Source organism: Myxococcales bacterium (assembly GCA_016717005.1).
Classification (GTDB): domain Bacteria; phylum Myxococcota_A; class Polyangia; order Haliangiales; family Haliangiaceae; genus UBA2376.
This window is the reverse complement of sequence record JADJUF010000011.1, coordinates 30,427-55,981: the sequence shown is the minus strand read 5'-3', so window position 1 is coordinate 55,981 and position 25,555 is coordinate 30,427. Positions and strand designations below refer to the sequence as shown.

Annotated in this window: 31 protein-coding genes; 13 read left to right on the top strand and 18 right to left on the bottom strand. The window is 74.7% G+C overall.

From position 1 onward, the window contains the following. Positions 1-152: 152 nt before the first annotated feature. Both IPL61_12960 and IPL61_12955 read right to left on the bottom strand, forming a co-directional pair. Positions 153-587: a GFA family protein gene (locus tag IPL61_12960; GenBank protein ID MBK9032207.1), complete on the bottom strand. Its 435-nt coding sequence runs from the start codon at positions 585-587 to the stop codon at positions 153-155. Positions 588-596: 9 nt separating this feature from the next. Next, positions 597-1,025 carry a hypothetical protein gene (locus IPL61_12955; protein ID MBK9032206.1) on the bottom strand — a complete coding sequence of 143 codons (429 nt, stop codon included), beginning with the start codon at positions 1,023-1,025 and terminating at the stop codon, positions 597-599. Between the two features lie 81 nt (positions 1,026-1,106). On the opposite strand from IPL61_12955, the gene IPL61_12950 reads away from it, so the two are divergent. From IPL61_12950 to IPL61_12935, 4 genes are all read left to right on the top strand, one after another. Beyond that, positions 1,107-1,427, top strand: coding sequence for a hypothetical protein (locus IPL61_12950; protein ID MBK9032205.1), 321 nt, complete (start codon positions 1,107-1,109; stop codon positions 1,425-1,427). Positions 1,428-1,664: 237 nt separating this feature from the next. Beyond that, on the top strand, positions 1,665-2,411 hold the full coding sequence (locus IPL61_12945) for a suppressor of fused domain protein (protein MBK9032204.1): 747 nt from the start codon (positions 1,665-1,667) through the stop codon (positions 2,409-2,411). A 217-nt stretch (positions 2,412-2,628) separates the two neighbouring features. Beyond that, on the top strand, positions 2,629-3,024 hold the full coding sequence (locus IPL61_12940; GenBank protein ID MBK9032203.1) for a hypothetical protein: 396 nt from the start codon (positions 2,629-2,631) through the stop codon (positions 3,022-3,024). 329 nt (positions 3,025-3,353) lie between these two features. After that, complete coding sequence (locus IPL61_12935; GenBank protein MBK9032202.1) at positions 3,354-4,400, top strand: prolyl oligopeptidase family serine peptidase; 1,047 nt, start codon at positions 3,354-3,356, stop codon at positions 4,398-4,400. 308 nt (positions 4,401-4,708) lie between these two features. Here IPL61_12935 and IPL61_12930 read toward each other — a convergent pair whose 3' ends face one another. Then, positions 4,709-5,005 (bottom strand): hypothetical protein, encoded by a 297-nt coding sequence (locus IPL61_12930; protein ID MBK9032201.1) that lies wholly within the window; start codon positions 5,003-5,005, stop codon positions 4,709-4,711. A gap of 304 nt (positions 5,006-5,309) precedes the next feature. Between IPL61_12930 and IPL61_12925 the strand changes: the two genes are divergently transcribed. Beyond that, positions 5,310-5,831 (top strand): hypothetical protein, encoded by a 522-nt coding sequence (locus IPL61_12925; GenBank protein MBK9032200.1) that lies wholly within the window; start codon positions 5,310-5,312, stop codon positions 5,829-5,831. A gap of 16 nt (positions 5,832-5,847) precedes the next feature. On the opposite strand, the gene IPL61_12920 is transcribed toward IPL61_12925, so the two are convergent. From IPL61_12920 to IPL61_12885, 8 genes are all read right to left on the bottom strand, one after another. Further along, entirely contained in the window at positions 5,848-6,444 is a 597-nt protein-coding gene (locus tag IPL61_12920) for a malonic semialdehyde reductase (protein ID MBK9032199.1), read from the bottom strand. Positions 6,445-6,592: 148 nt separating this feature from the next. Continuing rightward, on the bottom strand, positions 6,593-7,981 hold the full coding sequence (locus IPL61_12915) for a phenylacetate--CoA ligase family protein (GenBank protein ID MBK9032198.1): 1,389 nt from the start codon (positions 7,979-7,981) through the stop codon (positions 6,593-6,595). Between the two features lie 3 nt (positions 7,982-7,984). Then, positions 7,985-8,578: a hypothetical protein gene (locus IPL61_12910; protein ID MBK9032197.1), complete on the bottom strand. Its 594-nt coding sequence runs from the start codon at positions 8,576-8,578 to the stop codon at positions 7,985-7,987. Then, positions 8,575-10,338, bottom strand: coding sequence for a VWA domain-containing protein (locus tag IPL61_12905; protein MBK9032196.1), 1,764 nt, complete (start codon positions 10,336-10,338; stop codon positions 8,575-8,577). The genes IPL61_12910 and IPL61_12905 overlap by 4 nt, the downstream gene beginning before the upstream one ends. Continuing rightward, entirely contained in the window at positions 10,335-11,336 is a 1,002-nt protein-coding gene (locus IPL61_12900) for a hypothetical protein (GenBank protein ID MBK9032195.1), read from the bottom strand. Before IPL61_12900 ends, IPL61_12905 begins: the two co-directional genes overlap by 4 nt. After that, entirely contained in the window at positions 11,306-12,880 is a 1,575-nt protein-coding gene (locus tag IPL61_12895; GenBank protein ID MBK9032194.1) for an AAA family ATPase, read from the bottom strand. The genes IPL61_12900 and IPL61_12895 overlap by 31 nt, the downstream gene beginning before the upstream one ends. Positions 12,881-12,914: 34 nt before the next feature. Then, positions 12,915-13,994, bottom strand: coding sequence for an AAA family ATPase (locus IPL61_12890; GenBank protein ID MBK9032193.1), 1,080 nt, complete (start codon positions 13,992-13,994; stop codon positions 12,915-12,917). Further along, positions 13,991-14,614, bottom strand: a complete 624-nt coding sequence (locus IPL61_12885; protein MBK9032192.1) for a nicotinamide mononucleotide transporter — start codon at positions 14,612-14,614, stop codon at positions 13,991-13,993. Before IPL61_12885 ends, IPL61_12890 begins: the two co-directional genes overlap by 4 nt. A gap of 186 nt (positions 14,615-14,800) precedes the next feature. Here IPL61_12885 and IPL61_12880 point away from each other — a divergent pair, with 186 nt between their 5' ends. Then, positions 14,801-15,508, top strand: coding sequence for an ATP-grasp domain-containing protein (locus tag IPL61_12880; protein MBK9032191.1), 708 nt, complete (start codon positions 14,801-14,803; stop codon positions 15,506-15,508). Positions 15,509-15,532: 24 nt separating this feature from the next. Here the strand turns inward: IPL61_12880 and IPL61_12875 are convergent, their stop codons facing one another. The 4 genes from IPL61_12875 to IPL61_12860 all read right to left on the bottom strand — a co-directional run bounded on the left by IPL61_12875 (position 15,533) and on the right by IPL61_12860 (position 17,865). Further along, entirely contained in the window at positions 15,533-16,441 is a 909-nt protein-coding gene (locus IPL61_12875; protein MBK9032190.1) for a hypothetical protein, read from the bottom strand. Positions 16,442-16,588: 147 nt separating this feature from the next. Next, positions 16,589-16,819, bottom strand: a complete 231-nt coding sequence (locus IPL61_12870; protein ID MBK9032189.1) for a hypothetical protein — start codon at positions 16,817-16,819, stop codon at positions 16,589-16,591. 136 nt (positions 16,820-16,955) lie between these two features. After that, a complete protein-coding gene (locus tag IPL61_12865; protein ID MBK9032188.1) occupies positions 16,956-17,606 on the bottom strand; it encodes a hypothetical protein in 651 nt (216 codons plus the stop codon). Between the two features lie 19 nt (positions 17,607-17,625). Continuing rightward, positions 17,626-17,865: a hypothetical protein gene (locus tag IPL61_12860; protein ID MBK9032187.1), complete on the bottom strand. Its 240-nt coding sequence runs from the start codon at positions 17,863-17,865 to the stop codon at positions 17,626-17,628. 130 nt (positions 17,866-17,995) lie between these two features. Here IPL61_12860 and IPL61_12855 point away from each other — a divergent pair, with 130 nt between their 5' ends. Continuing rightward, positions 17,996-18,214: a hypothetical protein gene (locus IPL61_12855; protein ID MBK9032186.1), complete on the top strand. Its 219-nt coding sequence runs from the start codon at positions 17,996-17,998 to the stop codon at positions 18,212-18,214. 372 nt (positions 18,215-18,586) lie between these two features. Next, positions 18,587-19,063, top strand: coding sequence for an SRPBCC family protein (locus IPL61_12850; protein ID MBK9032185.1), 477 nt, complete (start codon positions 18,587-18,589; stop codon positions 19,061-19,063). A gap of 40 nt (positions 19,064-19,103) precedes the next feature. Here the strand turns inward: IPL61_12850 and IPL61_12845 are convergent, their stop codons facing one another. Both IPL61_12845 and IPL61_12840 read right to left on the bottom strand, forming a co-directional pair. Beyond that, the gene (locus IPL61_12845; protein MBK9032184.1) at positions 19,104-19,658 is read right to left on the bottom strand and encodes a hypothetical protein; all 555 of its coding nucleotides are present in this window, start codon (positions 19,656-19,658) and stop codon (positions 19,104-19,106) included. A 59-nt stretch (positions 19,659-19,717) separates the two neighbouring features. Beyond that, positions 19,718-20,593: an NAD(P)H-binding protein gene (locus IPL61_12840; protein MBK9032183.1), complete on the bottom strand. Its 876-nt coding sequence runs from the start codon at positions 20,591-20,593 to the stop codon at positions 19,718-19,720. Positions 20,594-20,717: 124 nt separating this feature from the next. Here IPL61_12840 and IPL61_12835 point away from each other — a divergent pair, with 124 nt between their 5' ends. Continuing rightward, positions 20,718-21,707, top strand: a complete 990-nt coding sequence (locus tag IPL61_12835) for an LLM class flavin-dependent oxidoreductase (GenBank protein MBK9032182.1) — start codon at positions 20,718-20,720, stop codon at positions 21,705-21,707. A gap of 73 nt (positions 21,708-21,780) precedes the next feature. Here the strand turns inward: IPL61_12835 and IPL61_12830 are convergent, their stop codons facing one another. Beyond that, entirely contained in the window at positions 21,781-22,068 is a 288-nt protein-coding gene (locus IPL61_12830; GenBank protein MBK9032181.1) for a hypothetical protein, read from the bottom strand. A 150-nt stretch (positions 22,069-22,218) separates the two neighbouring features. Between IPL61_12830 and IPL61_12825 the strand changes: the two genes are divergently transcribed. From IPL61_12825 to IPL61_12810, 4 genes are read left to right on the top strand one after another with little or no spacing between them, the layout of a single operon-like run. Further along, positions 22,219-22,521: a hypothetical protein gene (locus IPL61_12825; GenBank protein ID MBK9032180.1), complete on the top strand. Its 303-nt coding sequence runs from the start codon at positions 22,219-22,221 to the stop codon at positions 22,519-22,521. 35 nt (positions 22,522-22,556) lie between these two features. Next, positions 22,557-23,270, top strand: a complete 714-nt coding sequence (locus IPL61_12820) for a histidine phosphatase family protein (protein MBK9032179.1) — start codon at positions 22,557-22,559, stop codon at positions 23,268-23,270. 33 nt (positions 23,271-23,303) lie between these two features. Then, entirely contained in the window at positions 23,304-24,506 is a 1,203-nt protein-coding gene (locus tag IPL61_12815) for an acyl-CoA dehydrogenase family protein (GenBank protein MBK9032178.1), read from the top strand. Continuing rightward, positions 24,503-25,555, top strand: a complete 1,053-nt coding sequence (locus tag IPL61_12810; protein MBK9032177.1) for a phosphotransferase family protein — start codon at positions 24,503-24,505, stop codon at positions 25,553-25,555. Before IPL61_12815 ends, IPL61_12810 begins: the two co-directional genes overlap by 4 nt.

The window sequence follows — 25,555 nt, the reverse complement described above, 5'->3', positions numbered from 1 at the left end:
CGTCTCAACCTTGACTCGACCAGCACCGCGAACTCGCGGCTCATCACGTCCCGACAGGTTGTCAAAGTTGACGCCGCCCCCGGACGGGTCGACGGTGACGCGCGGCGGCAGGCCGTCGGGCGACCGCACGCCGGCTGCGTCGGTCCTTCCATCTAGAACAGGTAGTCGCGGACGCATCGGCCGTCGCGCGGCAGGTCCTCGAAGTTGACCAGGCCGTCGAATCGATCGATCAACAACCCGGCGACCTCATCCGGCGGCGCCAGTCGTACGTTGACCGCGCAGCGCCGGCGGCCATCGCCTTCGAGCGAGAGTCCGCGCCACGCCACGACGCACGCGCACGTCGGGCAGAACATCGTCTCCAGGCCAGGCTCGGACAGGTCGGCTCTGATGTAGCTCGTCGTGTGGCCGTGCACGTGGATGCGCTCGCCGTCGTAGTCGTAGGCCCACAAGGCGCCGTTGCGGCGACACAGCGTGCAGTTGCACACCGTGACCGATCCCGGATCGCCGGCCAGCGTCCAGGACGCACGCCCGCAGTGACAGGCGCCGGACAGGAGTCTCGCTGGGCCGTCATCGCTGGCTTCGCTCATGCGGCGAGGCTAGCGCAGAACTCCGGGGCAGCGTCCGTGCGGCGGCCTCGCCGGCGATCGCCAGGCGCCGCTCGAGGCCCCGCCGTCGGCGCGAGCGTGAGCCACGCGTCGGGGAGCCGGCGCTCGGCCGAGGTCGGTGTCGGACGAGAACGAGCGCGCACACTGCGCCTGCGCCGCGAAGTGCCGGGTGGCGACGACCGCACCGGTGAAGCGATCGCGGACCTTCACGTCGCGGTCGTAGACCTCGATCTTGGCGTTCGCGCTGGTGCGACCGTCGCTGTAGCGGCCGCACGACTGGAACCGACGCGGGCCGGGCGACCAGGTCGCGACGAACTGCGCGTTCGACAGCGGCCCGGCCGGACCCAGGTAGTACGGTACCGGTCCGAGCAGGTCGAGCACGCCGCGCGCGGTCGGCGCGGTCTCGCCGGGGTAGCGCACCGGCCCTTCTGCTCGACGACGCGCCGCGGCGCGCCGGTGGGATCGACCTGACGAGCCGCCGATCGGCGGTACAGTGCCCCCATGAGGACCGCACTCTTCTGTCTCCTCGTGGCCGCGTGCGCGGGGCCGAGCCAGCAGCAGCTCCGGCAGACTCCGACGGCGACCACCCCGCGGTCGCCGTCGCTGGCGCCGCCGGCCAGCAGCAGCGACGCCGACCGCTACCAGGTCAACCAAGGGTTCGAGGACCAGCGCGACGCCCGGGACGCGCGCCGCCAGGCCGAGGCGGAGCGCGAGAAGGCGCCGCCGGACCCGGTCCCCGGCATGCCCGGCGGCCCGCCGCCGCCGCCGAGTTCGCCGCCGAGCTCGCCGCCGAGCTCGCCGCCGTCGACCGACGCTGACTGACCTCCGTCGAGAGCCGGGGCGCAGGCGGTGTGACCGTCGCCGGCTTCCCGGATCGGCTCGAGGCCCTCTTCGTGGGTCCTCCCCCGGGCGCAGCCGATCGGCGCGGCGGCGCTGACGGTGGGACCGTCGTCCGCTTTCCGGACGCAGCCGGTCGGAGCGGGGATCGGAGCCCGCAGATCAGCGCGAGCGGGCGTGTCGCGGCGACGGGCGTGCGGGTCGACGGGCGATGCTGCCGCGATGGCGAAGCGCGACGACGAGGTCTCTCGGAGCGGAAACGCGATCCTGCGCCACCAGGCGCGCGAGCGCGCGTGGCAGCCGCCCGCCGAGAGCGCGGGCGCCGAGGAGATCGTGCGCTACTTCGAGCGGCACTTCGGCGAGGCGGCCACGGTGTTCCACGAGGTCATGTCCGACATGGTGCACCTCGATGTGCACGTCATCCCGCCTCACGCGGAGCGCGACTGCTGGACGCTGTTCACGACGGGGATGAGCGACCTGCCCATGGCGGCGCCGCCGGGCGCGGAGGAGCTGACGTACGCCGAGCTCATGATCTCGCTGCCGGCGTCGTGGCGCCTCGACGTGCTGTCGGTGACCCCGCCGCCGGACGATCTGGAGCGCTGGTACTGGCCGGTCGGCTGGCTCAAGCAGCTCGCCCGGATGCCCCACACGTACGAGACCTGGCTCGGCTACGGGCACACGATCCCGAACGGCGATCCGGCCGAGCCGTTCGCGCCCGGGACCGCGCTGTGCGGGTGGCTGCTCCTGCCGCCGATCGGGCTGCCCGCGGAGGAGCTGCAGGTGACGCTACGCGACGGGCGAGCGGTGCACGTGTTCGCGCTGCACGCGCTGTACGCCGAGGAGATGGCGCTGAAGCTGGACCAGGGGACGGACGCGATCCTCGACGGCTTCGACCGCGTCGGCGCGACCGAGGTCCTGACGCTGGACCGCCGGCCGGTGACGCGCCGGAAGCTGTTCGGGCTGTTCTGAACGCGCCCGCACCGAGCTCGCCCCGCCCGTCGAGACCTCGAGGGCCAGCGTCATCGCGCCGCGAGCTGCCTGGCGCCGCTCACCGAGCGACGCGTCGGGGAGGATGCGCTCGCGATGGCCAAGGCCGGTCGAGGCCGCCGAAACGCGGTCGAGGCTGGCGAAACGCGGTCGAGGCTGGCGCCACGCAACCGCGGCGCGAACCGGTCGATACCAGGCCATGAACCGGAACTCGATGGCGGCGCCCCGACGATGCCTGCTGTGCCGCAGCCTCAACGAATCCTACGTCAGTCGCTGCAGCTGCGGCGCGTCGCTCGACGCGACGGCCGACGAGTCGAGGCGGGCGCTCGAGCGCACGGCCCGGATGGCGCGCTGGTGGTTGGCGCTGTGGCTCCTCGTCGCGGTGATCCTGGCCGGGGTCGTGCTCACGTGCTGCGCCGAAGGGAGCGCCAGCGGCCGAGCCGGAGCACGGGTCCAGGGTCGGTTCCTCGGGGCCGCCGCGCTCGGCGCGTGCCTGGCGCTGGGCGGCTGCGGGCGCGCGCTCCGCGCGTGGGCGCGCGCCCGCGCGAGCCTCGCGGCGATCCCCGACCTCCCGCGCGCCCGGGTCCGCCAGTGAGATCCCGGCCGTCGGCTCGGGTCGCGGCGGTCGCAGCCGGCCGGAGGCCAGGAACTCGGCGCGGGCGCCCCACGGACACTGAGCGCGATCCAGCCTTCCTGGCCGCAGCCGAGCGGAACGGGTCGAAGACTGGGGCGCCGGTGGCGTGGCCGTCGCGCTCCTTCCTGGCTCCTTCCTGGCTCCTTCCTGGCTCCTTCCTGGCTCCTTCCTGGCTCCTTCCTGGCTCCTTCCTGGCTCCTTCCTGGCTCCTTCCTGGCTCCTTCCTGGCTCCTCCTTCCTGGCCGCAGCCGATCGGAACGGGTGCTCCTTCCTGGCCGCAGCCGGTCGGAATGGGTGCTCCTTCGTGTTCGCAGCCGATCGGAACGGGTGGTCGTGAACGTGGGCCGCTGGCCCGGATCCGACGGCCTCGTGGTAGTCAGCTGATGGTGAAGCGGATCTGGCTCTGCGCGCTCGTGGCGATGGGATGTGGACGCGCTTCGAACGATCGAGCGCCCGAGGTCGATCGTGGCGCGCCCCGCGCGAGCGCCGTCGCGAGCTTCCCGCTGGTGCCGGTGCGCGCCGCGTTGAGGACGCAGATCTTCGGCGACGCCGAGCAGAGCCCGGCGCCGGAGCCACCGGCTGGGGTCTTCATCAAGACGTACTATCAGCGCGGCAGCGACTCGCTGGTGGCGTACGAGACGCCCGTGGTCGAGGGTGCGCGCCGCCCCGCCGTGGTCTGGATCGCGGGCGGATTCAACTGGGGCATCGACGCCAACGCCTGGACCCAAGGTGCTGCCGACGACGATCAGTCGGCGACGATGCTGCGGCCGCCGGGCATCGTCTTGATGCGGCCGTCGTTGCGCGGCGCCAACGACAACCCCGGTCGCCCCGAGTGCTTCCTGGGCGAGGTCGACGACATCCTCGCGGCGGCCGACCACATCGCGCAGCGGCCCGACGTCGACCCGAGCCGCATCTACCTGGGCGGGCACTCGACTGGTGGGACCCTCGCCCTGCTGGCGGCGGCGAGCACCGCGCGGTTCCGCGCGGTGTTCGCGTTCGGACCGGTCGCCGATCCTCGCGACTACGGGGCCGACGGGTGCCTGCCGTCCCACGCGAGCGAGGACGAGGTCGTTCCCCGCGCGCCGATGGCGTGGATGAACGGGATCGTGACACCGACGTTCGTCATCGAGGGCGAGCACGGCAACGTCGCCGCGTTCCCGGATCTCGCCCGCACCGCGAGCCGGGCGGTCTCGTTCACCACGGTGCCGGGCGCAGATCACTTCAGCGTCCTCCAGCCGGCGAGCCGGCACATCGCGCGCGCGATCCTCGCGGATCGCGGCCCGCGCCCGGAGCTCCGCATCGACGCCGCCGCGATCGCGGCCGACGTCGCGCGCTGACCTCGGCGCCACCGCGCCTGGCGCCGGTGCGGGTGGCCCGGCGACCTCGACGCGTGCCCATGCAGAGGGGCTCGGCCTCGCTGTCCTCGGTGATCGCGACGATGCGACCGGTCGTGGGTGCGCTGGTCGCTCGCCTTGGTCGACCACCACGAACGACGTCGGAGCGGCCGCGCCCCGGCGGGGCAGATCAGTCCTCGATGGCCTCGATCCCCTGCGCGGCGAGTCGCGCGACGTGGTCGCGCATGGCCCTCCTCGTCGCGGGGGGCTTGCCCCCGACGGGGAAGGTCTCGCGACCAACCCGCCGGAGCTCAGAGCCCGGTCGCGCCGAGGACCGCGCCCGCCGGCGAGATCAGCTCGAGTCGGGTGCTCTGCGCGAACACGGACATCAACAGCACGGTCGCGGCCACCGGCAGCGCCGGCCCGGGCGCGATGTCGGCCGGGGGCCCGAGCGTGACCACGACCCGCTCGGTGGCCCCTTGCCGCGGTCCGCTCGCCAGACGGCACGTCGCCGGCTCATCACAGGAGACGACGAAGACCTTGAACGAGGAGAGGTAGTTCGTGGGCACCCGGAAGCGCGTCGACATCTCTCCGATGATGGCGCGCACCTCATCGAGGTGGGTGACCCGGTGAATGTGCACCGGCACACCCGGCACCGGCGCGCCGGGGTGTCCGCCAGCCACGCGGGCGTGCGCGCGCTCTCCAGCCCGAACCCGCTGAGCCAATCGTCGCCGTCGTCGGTGCCACACGCGAGCCCGGCCAGCAGCATGCACATCGCGAGCACCTTCATGGCCAGAGCGTATCAGCCAGCCGCGCGCACAGACGTTCTTCCTGGCCGACGCGCGGCGGCCCGGACGCCGGGGCCCAGGCCCGCGCGGCGAATACCGCGCGGGCACCGCGCGTTGAGTGGCCGTGGACCGCGACGTCGTCGACCGATCGCTGTGGCGCTGGCGGGTCACCAGCACCCAGGGCGGGTGGCTGGTGAGCGCGATCGTCGTCTTCCTCGCGCTCGTCGCGGCGCTGATCTTCGCCGAGGCGCATCACTACCCGCCCGGGGGTGGGTCGATCCACACGCTCGAGGACGAGCTCGGCCCGGGGCCGCTGTGGGCGATCGTGGCGCTGGCGCTGCTCGCCTGCGTGCGCGGGCGGGTGTGGGTCCGGGCGGTCCGCGACCTCGTCATGCTGGCGCTCGCGACGTACGTCGCCGCGGTCACCGTCCCACACCCACACCTGGTCTACGACGACTTCGACGACTTGCGCGGGCTGCGTGATCTGTTCGCCTTCCTGGCGGGCGCGGTGGCCGTGCAGATCGTGATCAGCGTCGTGGAGCTCGCCCCGGTGCTGCGCGCAGTCCGGATCAGTCGCCGCCTCGCGCGCGCGCGGGCGGTGCGGCGGTCAAGGCGTGCCGCGCCGCCGTCGACGCGCGCCGCGTAGCCCGGCTCGGCGCGCGCTACTCGATCCGACAGGCGTCGGCGAAGTCGAGGCGCGGCGCCCGCGGGTGCACCTTGGCGTCGTCGCCGTAGCCGAGGTTGCACAGGAAGTTCGAGCGCCAGCGCCCGTCGGCGAAGAACGCGGCGTCCACCTTGGCCGCGTCGAAGCCGCTCATCGGGCCGCAGTCGAGCCCCAGCGCGCGCGCCGCCAGCATGAGGTAGGCGCCTTGCAGCGAGCCGTTCCGGTACAGGAAGGTCGTGCGCGCGGGCTCGGCCATCGCGGTCATCGCCGCGCCCGTGCCCGGGTTGTGTGGGAACAGCGTGCCCATGTGCTCGTGGAACGCGGTGTCGAACGCCACGATCGCCGTGACCGGCGCGGCCATCGTCTTGTCCACGTTGCCCGCGCTCAGCGCCGGCCGGAGCCGCGCCTTGGCCTCGGGGCTCTTCACGAACACCACCCGCAGCGGCTGCGAGTTCGCCGCCGTCGGCGCCATCCGCGCCAGCTCGTAGATGCGCTGGAGCTGGCCGTCCTCCACCGGGCGCGCCTGCCACACGTTGTGGGTGCGCGCGGACAGGAACAGCTGGGCGAGGGCGTCGTCGGAGAGCGGGCTTCGCATGGGTGACCTTGTAGCGCACGCCGAGCGTGGGGCGAAGGCCGCCGTCCAGCGCCATGCGCACCGATGGCGCGACGGCCATCGCCCGATGCGCGACGACCCCTGCGTGCGCGTCGTCGGGCGCCGCGGGCCCGCGCGCGCGCAGCGCTGGCTAGTCGCCGTCGCGCCGCCAGGCGACGACCTTGCCGCCGCCGGCACCGAGCGCCGGATCGATCACGACCTCGACCTGGGCGTCGCGGCCGAACAGGTCGCGCAGCGTGTGCTCGAAGTCCTCGCGCGGGATCGGCACGCCCGGCAGCGGGCGCAGCCGGAGCTCGACCGAGCCGTCGGCGCGCTGGTGCAGCGCGTGCTGGACGAACGGCGCCAGCGGGCGGATCCGCCGCGCGACGTCGACCGAGGTGACCCGACCGCCGTCGGTGGCGCGGAAGCCGACCGGGGCGCGGCCCTCGAGGTCGAGGATCGTGCGCGCCGGGCGACCGTCGGCCAGCGTCACCGTCGCGAGCCGGCCGTAGTCGCCGGTCCGGTAGCGCACCAGCGGCAGGTAGCGGTTGCGCCCGCCGGTGAGGGTCAGCTCGCCACGGGCGCCGTCGGGCAGGCGCTCGCCGGTTGGGCCGAGCACCTCGACGAACAGATCCGGCAGCAGCACGACGTGACCCGGGACGCCGGGCACGCACGCGGCGACGGGGCCGGTCTCGGTGGTCGAGTACAGATCGATGACCGTCGTGCCCCACGCGGCGCGGAGCGCGTCGGCGAGCTCGGGCCGCAGGCTCACCGCGCTCGAGATCACGACGGACGGGCGCAGCGGCAGCTCGCGCCGCAGCGCCTCGGCCAGCGTGACCGGCTCGGACGCGACCAGCCGCGGCGCGAAGTCGCGCAGGAACCGATCGCGCGACGCGGCGCCGCCGCCCCAGTCGTGGGGCGCGAGGTTGAGCTTGGCGAACACCGCGCCGGCCCAGCCGCTCATCGTCGTGGCGAAGACGTAGGTCTGGCGCTGCATCGACGCGTTGACCGCGAGCGGCTCGCCGGGTTGCGGCGCGAAGGCGACGCCGTGGAGGTGGATCACGCGCTCGAGGTGCGCGAGGTTCTGCACCATCGCGGTCGGGTGGCTGGGGATGATCACCGCGTGCCCGGTGGTGGCCGAGGTCGAGTAGACGATGGCGTCGTCGATCGGCAGATCGCGCGGGACCAGATCCTCGAGCCGATGGGCCAGGGCGTCGCGATCGGTGGTCGGCAGCGCCTCGAAGTCGCGCGCGACGTCGAAGCCGACCGGGAGATCGTCGAGCAAGAACAGCCGCGGCCGCAGCGCCTCGACGAACTCGACGATCGCCGCCGACGGCGCCGCCGCGGCCTCGCGCGCGCCGGTGGTCAGCGCGGTCCGGCACGCGTCGAGCGCCGCCAGCTCCTCGGCCCCGACCCGGTCGCCGAGCGTGCGGTTGTAGCGCGGCGCGTCCGCGTGCTCGAGCACCCGCGCCAGGCCGGCCCAGGCACGCTCGGTCATCGCCGGCGCGCGCGCGCGCCAGGCGTCGGGGATCCTGGTCATCGCTCAGTCCTCATGGGTCGTCCGGGCGGCCTGGCGACGCTCTTCTTCTTCCTGCTGACGCAGGCGCTCGAGCTCGGCCTTCCGCGCCTGGCGCTCGGCCTCGCGGACACCCTCGCGCGCGCGCGCGTCGCGGAGCAGCGCCCGGCGGCGCACCGAGTCGAGCACCGCCAGGCGATCCTCGGCCACGGTCGCGGTCTCGCCCTCGGGGACGCGCGCGAGCGCCGCCAGGCAGGTCCGCACCAGCTCCTCGCGCCGCTCGGCGTCCTCGACGAACAGCCGCGGCACCACCGCGCTGGCGAGCTCGGCCAGCCGGCTGGCGAGCAGCGCCAGGAGCGCCTCGGCCGGCGCGTCGCCGAACGCCGGGTCGTGGAGCAGCCAGCTCGCGACCAGCACCAGCTCGAGGTGACGCGCCCGCGCCCCGGTCACGCCGTCGGCCTGGAACCGCGCGACCTCGTCGAGCGCGAGCCGCCGGGTCGCGCGATCGCGGAACAGATCCGCGACCACGGCGTCGAGCTGCACCGCGCGGCGGTCGCGGAACACCTGCGGCGCCCGCGCCAGGCGGTCGGTCAGGCGCTCGATGTTCGCGCTCACGGTCACGGCCTCCCGAAGGTACGCCGCGCGAACGCGCGCGCAAAGGCCACCAGCTCCGGCTCGCTCGCGACCAGGTACGGCGTGAAGCCGGCGTCGCGCAGCCGCGCCAGGTGCGGCTCGTAGTACGGGGCGTTGGCGAGGCGCAGCACCGCGCTGGCGCCGCCGCCGGCCCGCTCGACCGCGCGCGCCGCCAGCGCCCACCCGTCGGCGGTGCCGTCGATCTCGCCGAACAGATCGGAGTCGCTCACGACCAGCACGTGCACGGGGCGCGTCGGCGCGGGCGCCTCGACGAAGGTCTTGATCAGCCGGGGCAGCCCGAACGAGCAGCCGGTGCCGAGGTAGTCGGTGAGGACGCCGAGCACGGCGCCCTCGTCGCGGACGAAGCCCGCGGTCTCGGTGAAGTTGCCCTGCCCGTGCCACTCGCCGGACAGGCACGCCATCACCCGGGCGCCGGCGCGCAGCGCGGACAAGGTGAGCACGACGCCCGCGACCACCGGGTACGCGAGCTGCTTGGCGGGGTTGCCCATCGAGCCCGAGCAGTCGATGCCGACGTAGAGGTCGGGAACGCGGCGCTCGGGCTCGCCGCCCTCGGTCACCCCGAACGCCCGCTGCACCGTCGTCACGCCCGGCACCACCACCGGGCTGCGGGCGAGGGTCTCGAACCAGTCGATCGCCTCGAGCGCGCCGCCGGCCTCCCACGGGTCGAGGCCCTCGGGCAGCGGGTCGCCGGCCCGGGCCAGCCGTTGCGCCGGGAACGGCGGCACGTGCGGCATCGCCAGCTCGCGGTAGTAGCGGCCGACCAGCTCGCGCGGCGTGCGCCGGACGCCGACCGCGCGCATCAGGTCGAGCCACGCCTCGGGCCCGCGCGCGACCTTGCGGCGATCGGGCCGACCGTCGCTGCCCGCCGACCGGCCCGGCGGAAACCGCTGCGGCGGCGCCGGCTCGTCGGCGCCGCCGTCGTCGGCGTCGTCGCCCAGCGCCGGGTCGATCGCGGGGTGCTTGACGTCGGCGGGATCGAAGTCGTCGTCGATGAGCCCGTCGGGGATCAGCTCGCCGACCGACGTCGCCGCCGTGTCCATCCACGGCGCCAGCCCGAGGCGATCGGTCGGCAGGCGCTCGAGGTACGGCGCGATCAGCAGCGCGAACGACGGCGCGCCCTCGAGCCAGCGATCCCGGAAGCTGCGCACGATGCGCGCGATCAGCTCGGCGTCGGCCTCGATCGCGACGTCCCCGGCGTCGGTCAGCGTGCCCGCCGCGAGCGCCCACAGCCGCTCGTAGGCCCGCATGTAGACGGTCCACAGCTCGCTGGCCTCGGGCCGGCGCAGCGCGACGTAGACCGCGGCGATGTCGGCGGTGCGGCTCCGCTGCAGCCGATCGTTGAGCAACAGATCGGTGTACAGGTTCGCGACCAGCCCGGCGTGGCTGGCGAGCTCGGCCGGCAGCGTCCGCCGGATCCGGTCGTGCAGGAGCACGTGCTCGCGCAGCGTGCCCGGCGCGTGGACGTAGTGCCCGACCTCGTGCGCGAGGATCGCGTGGGCGTGCTCGGCCAGGGCCAGCTCGACGACCTGCGCCAGGCTGATCACGATGCGCTGATCGCGCATCCGGATCATCGCGAACGAGCCCTCGAGGCCCTCGCGGCGCTCGTCGGCCTTGGTGCGGCACAGGATCGGCGCGGCCAGGCGGGTGTAGGGGCTGAACGCGACCCGCGCGTCGGGCCAGGCATCGGCGAACCGCGCGGCCGCGAGATCGAGCGCGGCGCGGCTCACGCGCCGATCTCACGGCGGCCGAGCACCAGCACCTGGTGGCTGTCGACGAGCGTGACCGCGACCACGCCCGCGCACGCGGCCGCCGCGCCCGCGCCGCGCGCCTCGGCCAGCGTCACCTTCACGCCCAGCGCCCGCACCGCGCCGGCGGCGTCGACCGCGGCGCCACCGACGTCGGTCGACGTCTGGGCCTCGACGTGGGCCCAGCCCGCGGGGCACAGCCGCGCGCCGAACACGTCGGCGCACACCTCGAGCGTGGCGTCGCCGTCGGTGCAGACCAGCCGGTCCGCGACCACCCGCGGCCGCGGCGGCCGCCGGAACGGCCCGCCGAAGCCGACGAAGCCGCCGACGGTGGCGATCAGCGCCAGCGGGCCGAGCCGGCCGGCGGCGCCCGGCTGGCAGAAGCGCCGCGCGGGGTCGGGGTCGAGCGCGGCGGCGCCGAACAACGCGGCGACCAGCGTCGGCTCGAGGCCGCCGACCCGCTCGAGCGCGGCGTCGCGGGCCTCGGCCAGCCCGGCCCGCCAGCCGAGCACGACGCCGAGATCGAGCAGCGCCGCGCGATCGGCGCAGCGCGCCGCGCCGGCGGCCAGCGCCTCAAGCCACGCCGCGGCCACCTCCGGGCCGCGCGCCCGCACGAGGTTCAGGTAGCCGTTGCCGAGCGCCCGCAGCACCACGCCGGGCTCCCGCGCCACGTGCGGCCCGAGCGCCGGCATCCGCGCGCGCAGCACCTGCTCGAACCGGCTCGGGTCGGCCTCGACCAGCAGCCCCGCCCGCAGGCCGGTGAGCCCGAGGTCGAACAGCGCCAGCAGCACCGGCGCCGGCGGCTCGCCGTGCCACGCGTCGAGGATGGGCACGACGGTCCGGGCCATGTAGGCCAGCACCGCGCCCGGCGCCACGTCGCCCGCGGCGCGCGCGAACCGCGCGTTGAGCTCGTCGCGCCAGGTCGCGAGCAGCGCCGCCGCGGCGGCGGTCACGTCGCCGCGCCGCGGGCGCGGAGCCACGCGCGGTAGTTGGTGTAGCGCTGGTGCAGGTACTTCAGCGCGAGCACGTCGTCGAACAGGTGGCCGTAGAGCTTGCCGCCCTGCTCGATCTCGCGCAGCTGGCGCTCGAGCCCGGCCAGGCGCTCGTCGACCGTGGGCTCGTCGAGGCCCTCGAGGCCGACGTCGAACGTCGCGAGCGCCGCGCCGACCGGGTCGGCCTGATCGCGGCCGAGCCGGTCGTACTCCTGGCACGCGCGATCGAACAGCACCCGGATCCACCCGACCAGGTCGGCGCGGTAGGGGGCGTGCTCGGCCGCCTCGAAGAACGCCGCGTCGCGGTGCTGGACCAGCTTGTCGTGGAGCACGAACGGCAAGATCTGGCGGACGTCGTCGAAGCCGACCTCGCGGCCGCCACGGAACCACGCCAGCGCCTTGGCGAAGATCAGGCACGTGGTCAGCGCGCGCACCGACAGGCCGTTCTTGGTCTGGGCGCCCAGATCGTCGACGCCGCCGCGGGCGGCGACGGTCTCGAACGGCACCGCCGCGACCTTGAGCGTGTCCTTGGTCTGGTACTCGAGCGTGCGGCCGGCCGGCTCGAGGAACTCGAACTGCGCGGCGAAGAACTCCATCCGCCGGAGCAGCGGCGCCGGCAGGTGGACCGCGCGGATCTCGCGCTCCATGCGATCGAGCTCGGCCGGCGTGAAGACGATCTCCGGAGGCACCAGGTCCTCGGGGCGCTGCCCCGACTCGACCCGATCGAGCAGCTCGCCGAAGAACCGCGTGTTGAAGTGCAGCGCCTTGACCACCACGTCGATGCGGTCGCGCAGCGCCTCGATCACCTGGTAGGTGCCGCCGCCGGCGTCGTCGTTGGCGGTCAGGTACCAGGCGGCCGGCGGGCACTCGTAGATCTGGTCGTAGAGCTCGGCGTACTCGTCGCCCATCACGGTCAGCAGCGCCGACTGCGTGCGGGTCGGGATGCGGTTGTACTCGTCGATGATCTTGACGCGCATCCCCAGCCACTTGCGCCAGGCGATCTTGACGTCGTCCATCGTCGTCGCGCTGACCAGGCTCGACGGCAGCGGGTTGCCGAGCAGGTCGGCGATCGTCATCTGCGGCTGCCCGTGCTGGATCCCCTGCTTCATCTCGCGCGGGCTGTAGCCGGCCAGCAGGCCGAGCAAGGTCGCGATCACCGTCTTGCCCCGACCGGGGCCGCCGACCAGCAGGCACCGGCGCCGGACCGCGAGGTTGAGCAGCGGCAGGAGCACGTAGCTCGAGTAGCTCTGCGCGGTCGGCAGGACCAGGGTGGTCTGCTGCTCGCCGAGGCGGAAGGTCGCCGGCGGCGCGTCGACGAACTCGAGATCGTAGAACGGGCTGATGATCGCGTGGTTGACGATCCAGAAGTACGCCTGCCGCACCTTCTCGTCGACGGGCACCGCCTCGGGCGGGCGCGGGTCGACGTCCCCGAGCGGCCCGCGGTACAGGTCGGCCACGTCGAAGCGCGCCGGGGCGCCCGCGGCCCGGGGGTTGGTCGGGGCCTGGCTCACCTGCGCGTGGCGCTGCTTCATCGTGCCACCAGGGTATCGCGTCCCGCCCTCGACCTCACCCGAGCGGCGCGGCGAAGGCCCAGCCGGCCGCCAGCAGCCGGTCGATCGCCGCCAGGGCCGCGCCCTCGCGCGCCGCGCGATCGCCGCGCAGCCACTGCCAGCGCCGGCCGGTCGCGGTCAGGCGCTCGGCGAAGCGCGCGGTCATCCACGCGCGCACGTGCTCGCCGTCGCGCAGCCCGTCCTGCGCGAACGGCACGTCGTCGTGGTGGGTCGCGAGGTACAGGTGGTACGGCGCCGCCGCGCCCAGCGCGTCGACGGCGTCGGCCGGCGCGCCCCGGTAGCGCTCGTGCCAGACGCCGGTCGCGAACGCGTCGGTGTCGCAGACGAGCACCGGCGCGCTGGCCCGGGCCAGCGCGGCCTCGCGCGCGGCCTGGGCGCGGGCGATGTCGACGAAGTCGGCGGTGTCCCAGGCCAGCGCCGCCATCGCCGCGTCTGGGCCGAGCGCGGCGAGCTTGTGCGCGGTGACCTCGCGCCCGACCTCGGGCACCCACGCCGCCGCCGCGAAGGCGCCGCCGCGGGCGCGCAGGCGCTCGGCCAGCGCTTCGGCCAGCGTGGTCTTGCCGGTGGACTCGGCGCCGACCAGCACCACCCGCCACGCCAGGTGCCCGCGCACGCACGGGGCGAGCGCGTCCCAGTGCGCGACCGGATCGGCGCGGACCTGCGTGCCCGACACCGGGTGCGCGGCGCGCGGCGGATCGACCGCGACGTGCCGCGCCCCCAGCCGCCGCGCCAGCTCGTCGCCGTACGGCTCGGAGGTGAAGACCGCGTCGACCGGCGTCTCGGTCACGGTCCGCGCCGCGGCCAGCATCAGCTCGACGTGGGCGCGCCAGATCGCGTCGCTGGTGTAGTCGACCGGGTGGTCATCGCGAATTCCGACGACCGTGACGTTGGCGTCGGCGGCGTGGACCTCGCGCAGCCACGCGACCCGGTCGGCGAGCGCCAGGCTCTCGACGGTCGCGGCCATGACCACGACCGTCACGCGCGCCGCGCCGGCCGCCGCCGTCCGGACCAGGTGGTGGTGCCCGGCGTGCGGCGGGTAGAACTTGCCGATCACCAGGCCGTGGCGCGCGCTCATGCCCGGGCCTGGGCGGCGAGCGCGCGGGCCCAGGCCCGCAGGCCGACCACGCACAGCGCGCCGAAGATCACGTAGACCGCGGCGGTCGGGTACAGCCCGCGGCTGATGTAGAGCGGCACGCTGATCACGTCGACCGTGATCCAGATCCACCACGACTCGACGAGCTTCTCGGCCTGGCCCCAGGTCGCGGCCAGGCTGAGCGTGAGCACGCTGGCGTCGGCCAGCGGCGCCGGCGAGTCGGTGGCGTGCGCCAGCCAGATCGACAGCGCCGCGGTCGCGACCGCCACCCCGGCGGCGAGCAGGCCCCACTCGCGGGCCTGGGTGCGGCGCACCCGCAGCACCGCGCCCGCGGCGCCCGGGCGCCACCGCCACCACCCGTAGCACCCGAGCGCGAAGAAGATCCCCTGCAGCGAGCTGTCGCTGTAGAGCTTGGCGCGCCAGAACAAGAGCGCCCAGAACACGTTGTTGATGAGCCCCAGCGGCCAGTTCCACACGTGCTGCCGCGCGACCAGCGCGACGCACGCCAGCCCCGACACGTCGCCGAGCACCTCGGCCCAGGAGACCGGCGCCCCGGCGATCACCACGGCCGCGCTGTCGAGCCAGCGCAGGAGCTCCTCCATGTCAGGCTCGCGGCCCGCGGCGATGCACGCGCGGAGGATACGCCGCCGCGCGGGCCCACGGCGAGGGCCGCGCGGTCCTACGACGCGGGTGCGCCCCGGACTCAAGCCGTCGATGCCGGTTGATGCACCCGCGCCATGCCCAGCTATCCTGGAACCGGGCGCGCAAGCATGATCTAGACTCCGACGGTGTCGCTCGACCTGCACGGCCTGACCCTTGTGCTCAGCGACCGCGCCGATCCGGAACGCGACGCGGTCGCGGCGGCGTGGAGCGCGGCCGGCGGCGCGGTCGAGCGCGTCGCGCAGTTCTGGCGGGTCGAGCCGATCGCCCGCGCGCGGGTGTACGGCGCCGAGGCGTTCGCGCACGTCGTCGCGCAGCGGCTGGGCCTGACGCTGGTGTCCCCACCCGACGATCTGCTGGTCCGCCTGCCGCGCCGGCTCCTGGGCCGCGCGGTGCGGCTGTGCCCGATCGCGGCGGCGCCGACGCTGTCGTACCCGTGCTTCGTCAAGTCGGTCGTGCCGAAGCTGTTCCGGTCGCGGGTCTACCGGTCGGCCGACGACCTGGCCGCGGCGGCGCACGGCCTCGACGGCGCCGAGGCGGTGCTCGTGTCCGACGTGGTGACGTTCACGGCCGAGGCCCGCGCCTGGGTGTGTGACGGCGCGGTCACCACGATCGCCTGCTACGAGGGCGCCGGCGACCTGGCCGCGGCGACCGCGCTGGCGCTCGAGGTCGCCGGCGACCCGGCCGTGCCCGCGACCTGCGTGATCGACGTGGGCGACACGACCGATCGCGGCTGGGTGGTAGTCGAGGCCAACGCAGCGTGGGGCGCCGGCCTCAACGGCTGCGATCCCGTCGCCGCCGCCGGCTGCATCGCGCGGGCCGCGTTCGCGCCGTGAGCGGCGATCGTCCATGGCCGCCGGTCAGCGGGCGTTGACCGCGGTCATGCGCTCGACCAGCGCCGGGTACGGGTCGTCGGCCTCGTCGACGATGCCCCAGTTGTTGTTCTCGCCGTCGAAGCGTCCCGCGGCCGGCTGATCGGTGTACTCGAACCAGTGCGTGCCGACGATCCACGGCGCGCCGCGGGCGCCGCTGACGTAGGCGTCGTAGGCGTCGGCCCGGTCGGCCTGGGTCGCGAGCGTCGGGTACACCGGCGGCTGCGAGTTGGGGAGCCCGGCGTCCGCCGCGCGGAAGCCGAACTCGCTGATGAGCAGCGGCTTGCCGGTGAGCTCGTGCTGCGCGCGCAGCCAGCCGGTCGGATCGACCCCGTGCGACAGCGACAGCGCCAGCCCGGCGATGCCGTCCTGGTACGTGTAGTAGTTGACCGAGAGCACGTCGACGTGACGCGCGGCGGCCTGCCACACCTCGGCGCGGGTCATCACCGAGACGTCGCGGTTGCCCAGGATCAGGTGGTCGGGGTCCTTGGCCCGCACGATCGCGGTCGCGGTCGCGAAGTACCGCTCGGCGGCGCGCTCGAGGAAGCGCGTGACCGCGGCCTCGGGCACCGTCGGCCAGACCGTCCGGCCGAGCAGTTCGTCGCGCGGCCCGGCGTCCGGCGCGACCTCGAGCAGCGCGTCGACCGCCGCGGCCTTGCCCGGCGCCGCGGCGTCCATCGCGAGGTAGCGCGCCAGCAGCGAGTCCGCGCCGCGCCAGTCGGGGCCCCACTTCATCTCGTTGTCGAGGAACCAGCCGAGCACGCGCGGATCGTGGAGCCACGGCGTCACGACCTCGTCGACGCGCGCCTGGACGGAGGCCTCCCAGGCCGGCGCGAACCAGTCGACGATGGTCCCGGTCTGCCAGTCGCTGCCGCTCAGGTACAAGACCGCGGTCACCGCCAGATCGTCGGCGAGCAGCGCGCCCGTGGCTCCAGCCGCCGGCGGTGTTGAAGCCCAGCCGCGCAGGCGGCGCCGGTCGCCTGCCCCAGGCCGCGTCGCTGCCGCAGCGCGCGAGCACGGCGTCGCGGTAGGCGTAGGCGCCGGTCACCTGGTGCGCGTGCCGTACGGCGTCGCCGAGTTCACGCCCACGCTCCTGAACGGCGCGCCGTCGGGCGTCACCAGCGTCCACGCGCCGCAGCTCTCGTGGACGCCGTAGAACCCGCGCGCGGTCGGCGGCGTCGGCGCGCACGGCGCGTCCGGGGGCGCGCCGGTCGGCGCGTCGCACCCGAGGCCGCCCAGCGCGAGCGCGACGAGAGCGATCGGGCGCGTCGACATCGCCGGCAGCATATCGCGTCGGCGCCGCGCGGTCCGCGCCGGGCCTGACGCGCGGCCGCTCGCGGTGCCGGGAGCGCCTCGCCCAGGCGCCGCCGAGGCGTCGGACCGCGGCCCGCCGCGGCCCGCGCTCCGCGCGCTACCGCTTCGCGCCGGCGGCCAGCTGCTCGAGCACCGCGATCGACGCGGCGATCGTCGCGCGCGCGCGGTCCTTGGGCGGCGTCGCGAGGCCGGCGACCGAGGTGATGGTCGGCAGCCAGTCGTCGAGCTCGCGGTCGCTGTCGCGCAGCGCGGCGATCGCCGCCTCGACGTCGGCCCGCGCGTAGTCGCCGGCCGCGATGCGCGCCCCGGCCTCGGCGGCGGTCTTGCCCCCCAGCTGCTGCGCGAGCCGGTTGCCGGCCATCGGGTGCGGGATCAGGATGACCTCCTCGGTCGGCTCGACCCCGTCGAGCTGCCAGGTGATGCGCCCCGGCGTCCGCGTCCCGCCAGCAGGCGCGACGAACAGGAGCGCGTCGTGCATGTGATCGACGGTGATGCGCAGCGTGCCGATCGGTCCGGCCCAGCGCGCCCCGGTGGTCAGGCGGTAGGTGAACAGGCCCATGCCGTAGGCCGGCACACGGTAGCGGTCGTTCACCAGCGGCGCGCGGTAGCTGACGACCACGTCGACCGAGGCGCCCGCGGCCAGCTTGATCGGCCAGGTCCAGTGCCGCACGGTCGCGCTGGTCTTCCGCTTGGTCACCTTCACCCGCTTGCCGCCGACGGTCACGGTCAGCGGGATCTTGCACGGCACGTCGATGGCGCCGGCGTCGTCACCGACCGCGCACGGGAACCCGACCAGGAGCCTGGCCGCGGGGCCCCTGGTTGGCCAGCGTCACGGTGGCCTTGACCGACGCGGCGCGCTGGTCGATGGCGATCGCCAGCGTCTCAGCGGTCATCGCCACCTGCGCGTCGGTGGTCGGCGCGGGCGTCGCGCGGCTGGACATCGGGTGCGGATCGGCGGCCAGCGGCGCGGCCACGAGCAGCGCGGCGATCACGAGGGCGAGGCGCATGCGGCGATGATACCGCGGCGGCGGCGATGGGGCCCGCGCCCCCGCGGGCTCACGCGCGCCTCACGCCCACGCCGCGGCGAGGCGACGCCCGCTGGCCGCACGGTGAGGATCGAAGGAGCCCACCATGCCCATGCGTCACCTCCGTCACCTGTGGTCGCTCGTCGCATACTCGTGGGGCGCGATCGGCCCGCGCCGCATCGCCAGCCGCCTGCTCGCCTACTCGACCGACGCCGCGGCCCGCGCCGCCGACAGCGGCTTCGACGCACGGTTCGGCACCGACACCACCACCGCCCTCACGCCCGCCGAGGCCGCGCTGCCGGCCGGGCGTCGACGCGGCGCGACGATCTGATCGTCGACGAAGCTGGCCAGCCCATGGCCGACCAGCTCGAGCCGCTGTACTGACCCGCCGCGGTCAGCGGCGCAGGTCGAAGCGATCGAGGTTGGTCACCTTGGCCCAGGCCTTGACGAAGTCGCGGACGAAGCGCTCCTTGCCGTCGGACTGGGCGTAGACCGCCGCCCAGCGGCCGCGGACAGCTCTACCCGACATGCTGCACGGTCGCACTGACTACTGATATCGGTCATCCGCGATGACTTTGATAACCATTTGCTATCAGGCGCGGGATCGGCCGACGGCCCGAGCGGCGCGGCGGCGCGTGGTCGACACGTCCCGGCGCGGCGCGCCCCGAACCGGATCGCGCTCGGGTATGCTGGCGCGACCGACATGCGCGAAACGAGCGGCAGCGTGATCATCCGTCGGCCCGCCGATGAGGTGTTCGGCTACCTGCGCGTGTACGACAACCAGGCGGCGTGGGAAGACTTCGTGCTCGAGGCGCGGTCCGAGCCGCCCGGCCCGGCGGTGGTCGGCACCCGCGTCCACAAGCTGCGGCGCACGCCGATCGCCCAGGAGCGGTTCACCATCGAGATCGTCGCGATGGACGAGGCCCGGCGGCGCTGGGTCGACGTGGCGCTCGATGGTGACCTCGCCGACACGCGCGTCGAGTGGGCGATCACGCCGGTCCCGGACGGCTGCCGGCTCGACGTCCGCATCGAGCTGCACGCGCACGGCCTGCTCAAGGGCCTCATGCCGGTGGTCTGGCGGACCGCGCGCCGCCAGATGCGCATGGCGCTCGGGTCGCTCAAGCGCGTGCTCGAGGCCGGGCGCGCCAGCGCGGCGACCGTCGCGACGACCGCGCCCTGAGCCTGGCGCTCGGGCGCGCCCGCGGCGACGCGGTCGCACGCTATCGCGGGTCGGTGATGCGCCGGCGCTGGATCCGGCGGTGGAGCGCCGTCAGCTCGCCGAGCGCCGCCGAGCCGTACCACGGGTGCAGCTCCATCTCGAGGCGGCCGGCCTTGATCGCCGGATCGGTCGCGGTCAGCGCCGCGGCCTCCTCGACGGTCGTGACCGCGAACACGTAGATGCCGGCGTAGGCGCCGTCGTCGAGGAACGGCCCGGCCAGCACCAGCGCGCCCTCGTTGGCCATCCGCTCGATGTTGGCCAGGTGCGCCGTCATGAGCGCCTTGGCCTCGTCGGGCGGCTGGTCCCGGTTCGGCCCCGGCTTGAGGAACGCGATGACGTACGCCTTCATGCCCAGCTCGTCCGCGCCGAGCCGCTGGGCCAGGGCCTCGTCGTAGCCGGCCGCGGGGGCGGCGGCCGACGTCGGGGCGGCGGCCGACGTCGGGGCGGCGGCCGACGTCGGGGCGGCGGCCGGCGGCGGGGCGGCGGCCGGCGTGGAGCGCGCCGCGCACGCGGGGGCGAGCACGAGGGCGAGCGTCAGGGCGAGGGCGGTGCGCATGGTGGCGATCGATCTACCATCGCGGCCTGGCGCGGTGCCGACGACGTGGTCCCGATCGCCTACGCTGGCGGCAGGTGCGCCGCGAGGACCTCGCGCAGCGGACGGGCCGGCGTGCCGGTCAGCCGCTCGACCGCGGTCGAGGTCCGCGCGAGCTCGCCGGCCGCGATCGCGGCGTCGAAGGCGGCGTAGGTCCGCGCCGCCGGTGCGGGCACGCCGACCGCGATCAGGCCGGCGACGCGCTCATCGAGCGTGACCGCGCGGTGCGCCACCGGCCGGCCGCTCACCTCGGCGATCAGCGCGGCGACGTCGCGGCTGGTGTACGCGACCGGCCCGGCGACCTGCACGAGGCGCCGGCCGAGCCCGGCCTCGAGCAGCATCGCGGCCGCGACCCGGGCGCAGTCGTCGCGGCTGATCCACGCCACCGCGCCGTCGCCGCGGGCGTCGACCAGCTCGCCGGTCGCGACCGCAGCGGGCAGCGCGCCGAGCACGAGCTCGGCGTACAGGTTGTTGCGCAGGACCGTGAAGTCGAGGTCGGAGGCCTGCAGGGCGGTCTCGGTGGCCCGGTGGTCGGCGGTGACGTCGCCCGCGGTCGGCGCGTCGACCGCCGAGGTGTAGACCACGTGCTGGGCGCCGGCCTGACCGAGCGCGCGCACCGCGGCGGCGTGCTGGGCGGCGCGGCGGCCGGGCGGATCGACGGCGTCGGTGCTGATCAGCAGCGCGCGCCCGACCCCGGCGAACGCGGCGTCGAGGCCGGCCGCGTCGTCGAAGTCGGCCGCGCGCACGTCGACGCCACGCGCGGCCAGGTCGGCCAGCCGGGCCGGCGTGCGGGTGGCGGCGATCAGCGTGCGCTCGCCGGGCACGTCGAGCAGGATCTCGAGCACGCGACGCCCCAGGTGGCCGGAGGCGCCGGTGACCAGCAACGCAGGTTCGGACATGGCCTAGCGTGGCGCCGGTCGCCCGCGGTGCCAATCGGCCGCGCGCACGATCCTGCGCGCCGCGAGGATCGCCACACCGGCGGGCCGCTCGACGCGGCGCCCGCCGCGGGCCATGGTGGCGGCGATGTCGATCCCGCTGTCGGTCCTGGATCTGTCGCCGGTCGGCGTGGGCGTGGCGCCCAGCAAGGCGGTGCGCGACTCGGTGGCGCTGGCCCGCACCGCCGAGGAGCTCGGCTACGCGCGCTACTGGGTGGCCGAGCACCACAACATGGCCAGCATCGCGACCTCGGCGCCCGAGGTGTTGATCGCCGCGATCGCCGCCACCACGACCCGGATCCGCGTCGGCGCCGGCGGCATCATGATCCCCAACCACACGCCGCTGCGGGTGATCGAGATCTTCCGGACGCTCGAGGCGCTGTTCCCGGGCCGGATCGATCTCGGCCTCGGCCGCGCGCCCGGCACCGATCCGGTCACCGCGGCGGCGCTGCGACGATCCGACGACCCGGAGGTCAACCACCTGCTGGCCGAGCTGCTGGCGTTCGAGCGCGGCTCCTTCCCCGAGCGCCACCCGTTCCGCGGGATCACGGCGATGCCATCGGACGTGCGCGCCGGCGCGCTGTGGATGCTGGGCTCGACGCTGACCGGCGCCGCGATCGCCGCGCAGCTCGGCATGCGCTACGCGTTCGCAGGCCACTTCGCGATGCGCCAGGCGGCCGAGGCGATCGCGCTGTATCGCCGGCAGTTCGAGCCCAGCGCCGAGCTCGCCGCGCCCTACGCGATGCTGGCCGTGACGTGCGTGTGCGGAGAGGACGACGACGACGCCCAGGCGCTGGCCGCGCCGATCCGGCTCGCGATCGTCCGGACCCGCACCGGCATGCGCGCGCCGATCGCGACGATCGAGGCGGCGCAGGCGCACCGCTTCACGGCGGCCGAGCAGGCCATCGCCGACGAGGTCCTCGCCGGCGCGGTGATCGGCGGTCCGGCCCACGTCGGGCCGCGCCTGCGCGCGCTCGCCGCCGAGGTCGGCGCCGACGAGCTGATGCTGTCGACCCTGGTGCCGTCGCTGTCGACCCGCCAGGCCGCGCTGGCGCGGATCGCCGCGGCGATGCGCTGAGGACGTCGCCGATCACCCCACGTCGGTGAACCCCCCGGGCGCTGGCACGGGCACCGTGCCAGCCGCGGGTCGGCTACTCGAACGCGAGGCCGAGGCCGGCCGGGCGCCCCGGCGCCGCCCGACGATGGCCGGTGACGCGGACCGGGATCCGGAGCGCGCTACCATCGCGGCGGAGCTGACCGCGGACCCCCGCGGCGATCGGCGCCGAGGTAGCAAAGAACAGACCACCCGGCCCGACGTCGCGCGCGACCCCGTCGACATCGACGACGTCGAGCTCGAGGCGGGCGCCGAAGAACACCGCCTCCCGGATCGAAGCGGCACGGCGGTCGGGAAACAGGCGGCGCAGCCAGTGGCGGATCATCCGATCACGCTACGATCAGCCCCATCCGGAGCCAAGAAAACGGCGTAGGTCGATTTCCTGCGACCATCGGCACCCCTCACCCTACTAAGGCTCAGAAGACCTCTCAACGGAGCGAGAATGCGGACGCCCAAAGGCTCGGGGGTAGCGCCGGTGGTCGACGACGCCGCGACGCTGCTCAGTCATCTCCGGACCCTCATGCAGCTACAGAAGTGGACCGAGGCCAAGTCGGTGGCCCGCGAGCTCGCCACGCGCGACCCGCAGAACGCGCACTATCGCGCGCTCTTAGCCCTGGCGCGGGGTCACGAGGCGTCCCTGGCAAACGAGCCCAAGCGCGCCCGCGAGGAGTGGCGGCGGGCGATCACCCTCGACCCCAAGCTGGTCGAGGCCCGCGACGCGCTGTCGACGCGCGCGGCGCGGCGGTCGTGGGTCGAGCGACTCTTCAAGCGCGAGTGATCGCGGGCGGGGGCCGGGCGGCGTAGAGTGCGCCGGTGGGCACGCTGCGACTGGTCCGGCACGGCCAGGCCTCCTACGGGGCCAGCAACTACGACGTCCTGTCGCCGGCCGGGGTGGCCCAGGCCGAGGCCCTGGGCCGGGCGTGGGCGGCGCGGCCGACCGAGATCGCGGCGATCTACACCGGCCCGATGCAGCGCCAGCGCGACACGGCCACCCACCTGGTCGCCGCAGCGACCGCCGCCGGCCACGCGCTGCCGGCGCCGATCGTCCTCGACGAGCTGGCCGAGTACCCCGCGTTCGAGCTGCTGGCCCGGTGCCTGCCCCAGGTCGTGGCCGCCGAGCCGGCGCTGCGCGGGCTGATCGACGGCGGCAAGGTCGATCCCGCGCTCGCCGACCGGGCGCTGTGGCGGGTGGTCGACGCCTGGACCCAGGGCACCCTCGACACCGGCGAGCTCGAGACCTTCGCGCAGTTCGTCGCGCGGGTCGAGCGCGGCGTCGACGCGATCATCGCCCGCCACGGCCGCCACGGCCAGGTCGCGGTCGCGGTCACCTCGGGCGGCCCGATCGGCGTGGCCGCGCGGCTCGCGCTCGGGCTCGACGCCCGCGCCACCGTCAACCTGTGGCGCCTGGTCCGCAACGCCTCGGTCAGCGAGCTGCTGTGGCGCCAGCGCGACGACCGCCGGGAGCTGTCGGTCCTGGCGTGGAATCAGATCGATCACCTCGACCGCGCGCAGCAGACGTTTCGCTAGCGCCGCCTGCGCCCTCGCACCCTGGAGCACGCCATGGACTTCGCGATCCCATCCCACCTGGTGCCCGTCCTCGACCAGGTCGAGCGCCTCCTCGTCGAGCGCGTCATCCCGGCCGAGGCCACCGTGCTCGAGCGCGGCTTCGTCGCCGCGGCCGACGTGCTCGACGAGCTGCGCGCCGCGGTCAAGGCCGCGGGGCTGTGGGGCCCGCAGATCCCCAAGGACGTCGGCGGCATGGGCCTGGGGCTGGTCGACCACGCGCTCGTGTCCGAGCGCCTGGGCCGCTCGCCGCTGGGCCACTACGTGTTCGGCTGCCAGGCGCCCGACGCCGGCAACCTCGAGGTCCTGCACAAGTGGGGCTCGCCCGAGCAGAAGGCCGCGTGGCTCGCGCCGCTGGCCCGGGGCGAGCTGCGCTCGTGCTTCTCGATGACCGAGCCCGACAACGCCGGCTCCAACCCGACGATGCTGTCGACCACCGCGACCCTCGACGGCGACGACTGGGTCGTCGAGGGCCACAAGTGGTTCACGACCGGCGCCGACGGCAGCGCGTTCGCGATCGTCATGGCCGTGACCAACCCCGAGGCCGCGCCCCACGGCCGCGCGTCGATGATCATCGTCCCGACCGCGACGCCGGGCTTCGAGCTGGTGCGCAACATCCCGATCATGGGCGACGTCGGCGGCGGCTGGGCCAGCCACGGCGAGGTCCGCTACCACGCCTGCCGGGTGCCGCGCGCCAACCTGCTCGGGCCCCAGGGCGCCGGCTTCCTGATCGCGCAGGAGCGCCTCGGGCCCGGCCGGATCCATCACTGCATGCGCTGGATCGGCATCTGCGAGCGCGTGTTCCAGCTCATGTGCGCGCGCGCGGTCAGCCGCAAGATCGCGCCCGACAAGACCCTGGCCACGCGCCAGATCATCCAGGGCTGGATCGCCGAGGCCCGGGCCGAGGTCGACGCGGCGCGCCTGATGACGCTGCACGCGGCCTGGACGATCGAGCACCAAGGGTTCCAGGCGGCGCGCGATCAGGTGTCGCTGATCAAGTTCTTCGTCGCCGACGTGATGATGCGGCTGATCGATCGCGCGATCCAGGTCCACGGCGCGCTCGGCGTCACCAGCGACACGCTGCTCGCCCACTACTACGTGCACGAGCGCGGCGCGCGCATCTACGACGGCCCCGACGAGGTCCACAAGATGGTGGTCGCCAAGCGCCTGCTCGAGAAGTACGGGCGGAGGGGCGCGTGAGCAGCGGGCCGCGGCCGCCGCGGCCCGGCGAGGAGCTCGATCCGACCACGCTCGGGCCGTGGCTCGACGGGGTGCTCGGCGGCCACGCGCCGATCGAGGTGCTGCAGTACCCGGGCGGCCACTCGAACCTCACCTACCTGGTGCGCCGGGCCGGCGCCGCGTACGTGCTGCGGCGGCCGCCGTTCGGCTCGAAGGTCAAGAGCGCCCACGACATGGGCCGCGAGCACACGGTGCTGTCGGCGCTGGCGCCGGTCTACGCCAAGGCGCCGCGGCCGATCGCGCTGTGCACCGACGAGGCGGTGCTGGGCTGCTCGTTCTACCTGATGGAGCAGAAGGACGGCGTGATCCTGCGCAAGGACGTGCCGCCCGACCTGGCGCTCGAGCCGGCCACCGCCCGGCGGCTGTGCGAGCTGTTGCTCGACGCGCTCGCCGAGCTGCACGCGGTCGACTTCGCGGCCGCGGGCCTGGGCGGGCTGGGCAAGCCGGTCGGCTACGTCCGGCGCCAGGTCGAGGGCTGGACCGAGCGCTACCGCGGCTCAGCGACCGACGAGCTACCAGTGGTGCTCGAGGTCGCGGCGTGGCTGGCCGCGCACCAGCCGGCCGACGGCCCGCCGGCGCTGATCCACAACGACTGGAAGTTCGACAACATCATCTTCGACCGCGACCTGACCCGCGTCGTCGGCGTGCTCGACTGGGAGATGGCCACCGTCGGCGATCCGCTGATGGACCTGGGCACGTCGCTGGGCTACTGGGTCGAGGCCACCGACGCCGCGCCGATGCACATGCTGCGGTTCGGGCTGACCCACCTGCCCGGCATGATGACCCGGGCCGAGGTGGTCGAGCGCTACGTCGCCGCCAGCGGCCGGCCGGTCGCCGACGCCGTCTTCTACTACGCCTACGGCCTGTTCAAGACCGCGGTCGTCGCGCAGCAGATCTACTATCGCTTCGCCAAGGGCCTCACCACCGACCCGCGGTTCGCGATCTTCATCCACGGCGTGAAGGCGCTGGCCGAGCAGGCCGCGCGCACGATCGACGCCGGCCGGCTGTAG